The 6,206-nt window shown below is 61.8% G+C and carries 5 protein-coding genes and 1 pseudogene; 1 reads left to right on the top strand and 5 read right to left on the bottom strand.

Annotated elements, in window-relative coordinates; all coding sequences use genetic code 11:
* Positions 1–104: pseudogene (locus NKJ90_RS19675) on the bottom strand (IS6 family transposase); the annotation flags it as partial.
* Between the two features lie 579 nt (positions 105–683).
* On the bottom strand, positions 684–1,814 hold the full coding sequence (locus tag NKJ90_RS19670) for an RHE_PE00001 family protein (protein WP_352486601.1): 1,131 nt from the start codon (positions 1,812–1,814) through the stop codon (positions 684–686).
* A 195-nt stretch (positions 1,815–2,009) separates the two neighbouring features.
* Between NKJ90_RS19670 and NKJ90_RS19665 the strand changes: the two genes are divergently transcribed.
* A complete protein-coding gene (locus NKJ90_RS19665; protein ID WP_352486620.1) occupies positions 2,010–3,194 on the top strand; it encodes a tyrosine-type recombinase/integrase in 1,185 nt (394 codons plus the stop codon).
* A gap of 82 nt (positions 3,195–3,276) precedes the next feature.
* On the opposite strand, the gene NKJ90_RS19660 is transcribed toward NKJ90_RS19665, so the two are convergent.
* The 3 genes from NKJ90_RS19660 to NKJ90_RS19650 form a co-directional block, all read right to left on the bottom strand.
* Complete coding sequence (locus NKJ90_RS19660; RefSeq protein ID WP_352486599.1) at positions 3,277–5,061, bottom strand: hypothetical protein; 1,785 nt, start codon at positions 5,059–5,061, stop codon at positions 3,277–3,279.
* Between the two features lie 209 nt (positions 5,062–5,270).
* Positions 5,271–5,753: an RES family NAD+ phosphorylase gene (locus tag NKJ90_RS19655; RefSeq protein ID WP_352486598.1), complete on the bottom strand. Its 483-nt coding sequence runs from the start codon at positions 5,751–5,753 to the stop codon at positions 5,271–5,273.
* Positions 5,750–6,181: an antitoxin Xre-like helix-turn-helix domain-containing protein gene (locus NKJ90_RS19650; protein WP_352486597.1), complete on the bottom strand. Its 432-nt coding sequence runs from the start codon at positions 6,179–6,181 to the stop codon at positions 5,750–5,752. Before NKJ90_RS19650 ends, NKJ90_RS19655 begins: the two co-directional genes overlap by 4 nt.
* Positions 6,182–6,206 lie beyond the last annotated feature (25 nt).

Here is a 6,206-nt window from a genome sequence, read left to right as displayed (position 1 = left end):
TCGGCCATCATCTCTTCCAGATCGCGCAGGCTCAGAGTGTAGGCCAGGTACCAGCGCACGCACAGCAGGATCACCGACTGGTCGAAATGGCGGCCCTTGAACATCACGTGCTCCTCCACAGCTGAGGAGTGTTTCTTGCCATGCTCCGCTTACCGAAAGGTTTGCGACAGAGCCCGATCGAGAACCCGTCTTTCGTGGATCGGTTGAGATAGTCCGTTTCGAGCACTTGGATTGTATTTGATAGGCTAAACAGCAACGCAACTGCATGTATACCGTGCTCTTCCCAGAGTCACCGCCCCTATAAGGATGTTTATTTGATCGTCTGGACGCCACTCCAGAGACTCGATGCCCCGAAACTTCGCGATCGAAAGATATTTGATCCGGGGTTGCTCAGCCATCGTCGATCCGAATCGTTGCAGTCAATAGTGCGAGCTTAGGCTTGTTCAATTCGATCCGCCAAGCTCCCAGACGTGAACAGACCTTCGGTTCGTAGCCACGTTTCGGCAGCAGAATCCGATTGCCGGGATTCTCATATGTGACTGCCAAGCACGTCGACATTGGGATCGCGACCATCGACGTCGAGCCCAACACAGGCGAAACAGGCGCCGCAACGCCGGACAATTGAGAGGCTAGTCGAGCAGCAATCTAATCGGCCTCCCAAAGGCGTGTGGTTGGGAGGACCGTTAGATCACACCCCAGGCGCGAAACCTTCCCCTCCCCGTCATCTCGCGCAGGCCAAGCTCGCCGATCAGATTGAGCGCCCCCTGCTTTGTCACCTTTAGCCGCTCCTGGATCATGCCGGTCGAGACGAGCGGCCGCGACAGTACCAGCTCGACCAGGTCGGGCAGTTTCGAGCTGGCGCGCCGTTGTTTGAGCCGCCGCTCCATCTGGCTTTTTGCCAGCACCAACCGATCGTGTTCCTTCAGGCCAGCCACTGCTGCGTCGTGAATGGCATCGAGCAAGGCGAGCAGCCGATCGCCGCGATTGCGCGCCCGCCTCCGCTCGCGCGGAATGTTTTTCGCGCCGAGATGAATGCAAGCGAGATGGTGGGCGGCGAGTCCTTCCTGTCGCAGCAGTGCAGCCACGAGCAGCGGTCCGAGCCACGTGGCATGCTGCAGCACCTCGATGTCCGACCAGGCTTCGACCAGGATCGCGGCGCGCAGCACGACTGGTTGCCCCCGCGTGTCGGCGAGCACGGCCTGCCATTGGGCCAGCCGTTCTTCCTCATTCCAGTCGAGATCGTAGATCAGGCCGTTTTGCGGCTCCGGCCGGTCGTCCAGCCGCGCCGCTTTCGCCGGCACGCCGGCGCCGCTCAGAATCCTGGACGAGCGTGCCAGGACAGCATCGATCTCGGCAAATTCTTCGGCCAGCCGGTCGGCCTCAGTGTCATCGCGATCGTCGGCTTCCACAGAGGCAGTTGCAGCCCCCTCCCCGTCCCGGCTTTTTTGGCACGCCGCCGGCATGGCGCCGCCGCGACCGGTCAGCGCCAAAAAACCGTCGCGGCTGAGCGCCCAGTCCGGCTTTTGCGCAAAAATCCGCCGGCGGGTTCGCAGCACCGCGTGCGCCCGGGTGAGTTCGTGGGTCGGGGTGCGGATGTCCATGTGGGCGTCGTGCAGCACGAGGTCCTCGAGGTGGACGAGTTCGCCCTCAAGCCAGAGCGCGGAAGCCGCGTCGGCAAAATGCTGGCGCTCGACAACGCCGTCGCGGACGGGAGAGCGGGCGATCCGCTCGTCGAGGCGGACCAAAACCTCGGTCGCGCGGGCAACCGGCCCGATCAGGGTTTCCAGGGGCAGTTTGTCGAGCGTGTAAGCCATTGTTTTCATGATGGCTGATTCGCGTTGGTCAAGCTAGTGGAGGTCTCACTGGACTTACATCGTCTTTCTTCAGGGACAAAAATCACTATCGATAATGACCTCTTATCGATAGTGATGGATTTGGCGGCGCAAAGGCGCTAGACTCGGCGTATGCACGGCCGCAACGGTCGCAAAATCCGCCTGGAAGACCTCTTGATGCCTAAAACGCCCCCTGCCGGCGCCGGCGGCCGCCAAAGCACCGAACTGGTGTCGCGGCGCGCCGAAGCCCTCGACGCGCTCGATTCCGTGCTGCCTTTTGACCGCCGCGATTTTCTCGCCGGACTTTTAACCGACGATGACGTGGAGACGCTGCGCCACCTGGCCAAAGAAGGCATCGGCGAAAATTCCCTCCGCGCGCTGGCCTCCGATCTCGGCTATCTTGAAGCTTGGTGTCAGGCGGCCACAAGCTCACCCCTCCCCTGGCCGGCGCCGGAGGCGCTACTGATCAAGTTCGTCGCGCACCACCTGTGGGATTTTGCCAAACGCGAGACGGATCCGGCGCACGGCATGCCGGCCGACGTCGCGGCGACGCTTAAATCCCAAGGGCTTCTGCGCAGCGACCGACCCCATGCGCCCAACACCGTGCGGCGGCGGCTGTCGAGTTGGTCGACGCTGACCAAATGGCGCGGTCTTAGGGGAGAATTCAATGCGCCGGGGCTGCAAAGCGCGATAAAACTGGCGGTCCGTGCTAGCGCCCGTCCCCGCGGCCGCAAGAGCAGAAAGGCGGTGACCGCCGATATTCTGGCCGCCATCCTGAAAGCCTGCGCCGGCGAGCGTCTTGTCGACTTGCGCGACAGCGCACTTCTCATCACCGCCTTCGCCTCCGGCGGACGCCGCCGCAGCGAGATTTCTGCCCTTCGCATCGAACAACTGGTCGAGGAAGACCCCGTTCCGGCCGATCCCAAAGCTCCCGACGGCGACAAACTGCCGTGCCTTTCGATCCGGCTCGGTCGGACCAAGACGACACAGGCCGACAGCGACGCATTCGTGCTACTGGTTGGCCGGCCGGTGACGGTGCTGCAATCGTGGCTCGAACGCGCCGGGATCACCGAGGGCGCCGTCTTCCGCGGCATCGACCGTTGGGGCAATCTCGAAAAACGCGCCCTGACGCCGCAGGTGGTCAATCTGATCCTGAAGCGCCGCATCGCCGAGGCCGGCCTCGATCCGGCAGCGTACTCCGCCCACGGCCTGCGCTCCGGCTATCTTACCGAAACCGCCCGCCGCGGCATTCCGCTGCCGGAAGCCATGCAGCAGTCACAGCACCGCTCCGTGCAGCAGGCCTCGAATTACTATAACGACGCCGAACGGACGCTCGGTCGAGCGACGCGGATTCTTGCCTGACCAGAGATGTCTGAGATGCTGTTGGTCCTAGGGCATTCACTCGATGTAGATCTGTCGGCGGCTGGCGAGCATCGGTGCGGTGTCATCGTTCAATCCCAATGACCTCGACCCTTGTCCCGCCAGCGCGCTTGGAGCCCAAATGTTTGGTCTTGAATCCGACGAGATCAGCAATGCCATCCCTATCGGTTAGCAAGACAACACGTTCGTGATCTTCGAGTAGGCTGGTGATGGGATCGTGCAGGCTTGTATGGCCGCGACGTGAGCGCCTAATGTCGTTGGTGACGAGGTCAAGCTGGCCGACGCTTTGAATCTCGGAGTCGACCAGGGCGACGGCTGCTGTGCGCCCTTCCGCAACCGAGGATAAAAGCGCGGCGAAGTCTGGCGCGTCGATCGCAGCCGACATCGATGCTGAGACGTCGACCACGAGCATGAGGAGCGGTCCCGCATCAACACCGGTCTTGCGGAAGATTGGCTCGCCCACGTAGTCCCGCACAATCTCCTTCAATGTTTCGCGCTGTCTCAGGTGGCTTGGCGTCAAATCACCGATGACGATGCATCGGCCGCTGACATCGCGATCGGCTGCGTGGAAGCTCTCCCGCGCCGGGCCATGATTGACGAGTAAGACCTTCGCGGCGCGATGCGCCCGGGCATAGTCGATCAGTGCCTCGCGGAATCGTGCCGGCGACCCGCGCTTGTAATGCTTCACCTCGATCACGAGACCACACTCTTCCCGATCTCCGGAGCCGCGCCACAGGCTGTAATCGGGTTGGACGTGGCCGGTGCGGCCATGCCCGATCGGCGCGATGAGAGGGCTACGCCGCTCGGCCAATAACCTCACTTTCGGGTGGCTCGAACGCACTGTCGCAATGACAGACTCTCGAAACGCGAAGGTGATACGGCCTTTCTCGTGATGGAGCGCGCAATCGTGGCCGTCGAGGGAGTTGACGATCTCGGTCGCGATCCAGACGGCGTAGAGCTCGTGGCGACGCTGCCAGAGAGGCAGAGATAGAATGCGCTCCAATTCCGGCAGCTCCGCCCGAATGCCAATCTTGCGTCTCGGGTAGCGGCTTAATGCAACGGCGAGCCGTTGCCCGACCATGCGTTGGCTTGCCTCATCCAACGACACATACCGCCCGAGCTGCGCCACTATGAAGCCAAGTTGAAAGTCAGTCTCGTGCTGCGCGATTGTTCCTAAGGTGAAGCCGTCGCCGCTCTCGAACCCGAGCCTGCGATCCCGGTAGTCTTGCATCATTGTCTCGCGATCTGGCCAAGCACGGCGAACGCGGTCCACCAGAACGGTCGCGATCGAGATCGCATCCCGAAACCCAGCCGGGACACGATCGGCGTGGAGAGAGCGAGGGAAAGGAAGGTAAAGTCCCCCATCATGATACGTTTGCTGCCAGTCATCGACATCTGGGACACCAGTCTTCCCGCGCCATTCTGCATCGATCAGGTCATCACCCGCCCGCAAGATTGCCGAAGCGCCGTCGGAATCGACAGCTGGAACATCCACTTCGCAATCGAGCGCGTTCCAAGTCTCGAGAAACTTCTCGAAATGCTTCAGTTCGAAGTGCTCCTCCTCGATATGGATATCCCATTGGGAGCGGCCCTGCTGCACTCCCGCAGCCTGGAAGAAGCTCAGGATGGCGCGGAACATGGCCACGAAGGGCTCCGCCAAGTCAAAGACAGCTCTGACGAGATGATCGGTGGAACTGGAGCGCAGCGCCTCCTCCAGTGTGGCGGCCGATGGCGAAAGCGCGGTGCGTAGGTTCTCCCCGAAATCGGCATCGCGATCGTCGAGCTCAAGCCCGCCCGCCGCGCAAAGCCTGTTCCATGCCTCGAAGCTGTCGCGCGCCACACTGGTCACATTTTTCCTCCTAAAAGTTCGCGTCGATGCTAGACGAGAAGCCTCACCCTGTCCGTGCCTCGTTTGATCGGCTTTGCGCCCGCAACGCCGCCATCAGCATCGGCGGTGCTGTTGCTTTTCGGCTAGCACACGCCGATCGCCGCCGGCGCTGCTGATCTGGGTTCCGTGTCAATCTCACCAAGGGCTCGGGGTTGTAGCCGGCAGAAAGCCTACGCGCCAAACAGCCGCCGGTCCCAATAGACGGGTTGGTGCAGACTTGTCTGGATCCTCGAAAACTCCGGATGCGCCGGATTGATCAGCACATTGCAATCGAAACGCGCCACGACACTCGGCACCAGCAGGATGACGCTGCGCCGTTCTAAACACCAGGTTTCGCCAAATCCCTTGCTCACCGTCGCCGGCATCGTGTCCCAGCCGGGCAGTAACGGCTGCGAAAAGACCTCGTAGCTCAGCCCGCGCGGGATTGTGATTTCGATGTAATGCTGGTTGGGCGGCAGTCGGCCGCTGCCATGCACCAGCTTTTCCAACAAGGCCGTCGAATAATGCTCGCTGGTGTAGATGATAGGGCTTCCAGGCGTGCTCCATCGCCCTGGCGCGATTGTCGAGCCGGTCGCGTCGAAGATCGGGTAGGTGCCGGCCGGATCGCCGATGCGAAAGGACGATAGCGTGCGATCGAGAGTCTGCGCCGTCACGCAGCACTGCCGTACTTCAGACCTGCGAGGATCTCGACCACCATTTCGGCGCCGAACTCACTCAGGATAACGAAGTCGATCGGTCGCCTGTCCTCAATCATCGGGTGCGGCCGAAACAAGAAATCGCGCGCTTCCTCTTCGTTCTGCCAGACATCGACAGCAAGACCCCAGACCCGCGCCACGCGGGCCAATCGTGTGCCCTCGTCCGGCGAGAGACGATGTACCGCCTTGCGCCGCTCGTAGGTCGCCTTTGGGACCAGCCGGTATTTGAACTGAGCATCGCCAGGCGCCAGAAGATGCGCAACGCGCTCGAGCGCGCCGATGGGAAGTCCATTCTCGATCCGGGAAATCAGCCCGAAAAGCGACCGCGACGCCACCTCCTTAACGGGTAGCCCCAACACGTCGGCGACATTTCCGAACGCCAGCATTCTCACTCTCCATTCCATGTGAGGC

Source organism: Mesorhizobium sp. M0051 (genome assembly GCF_040323235.1).
Classification (GTDB): Bacteria; Pseudomonadota; Alphaproteobacteria; order Rhizobiales; family Rhizobiaceae; genus Mesorhizobium.
Note: the sequence above shows the minus strand (reverse complement) of the source record. Positions and strands in the feature narration are given on the sequence as shown.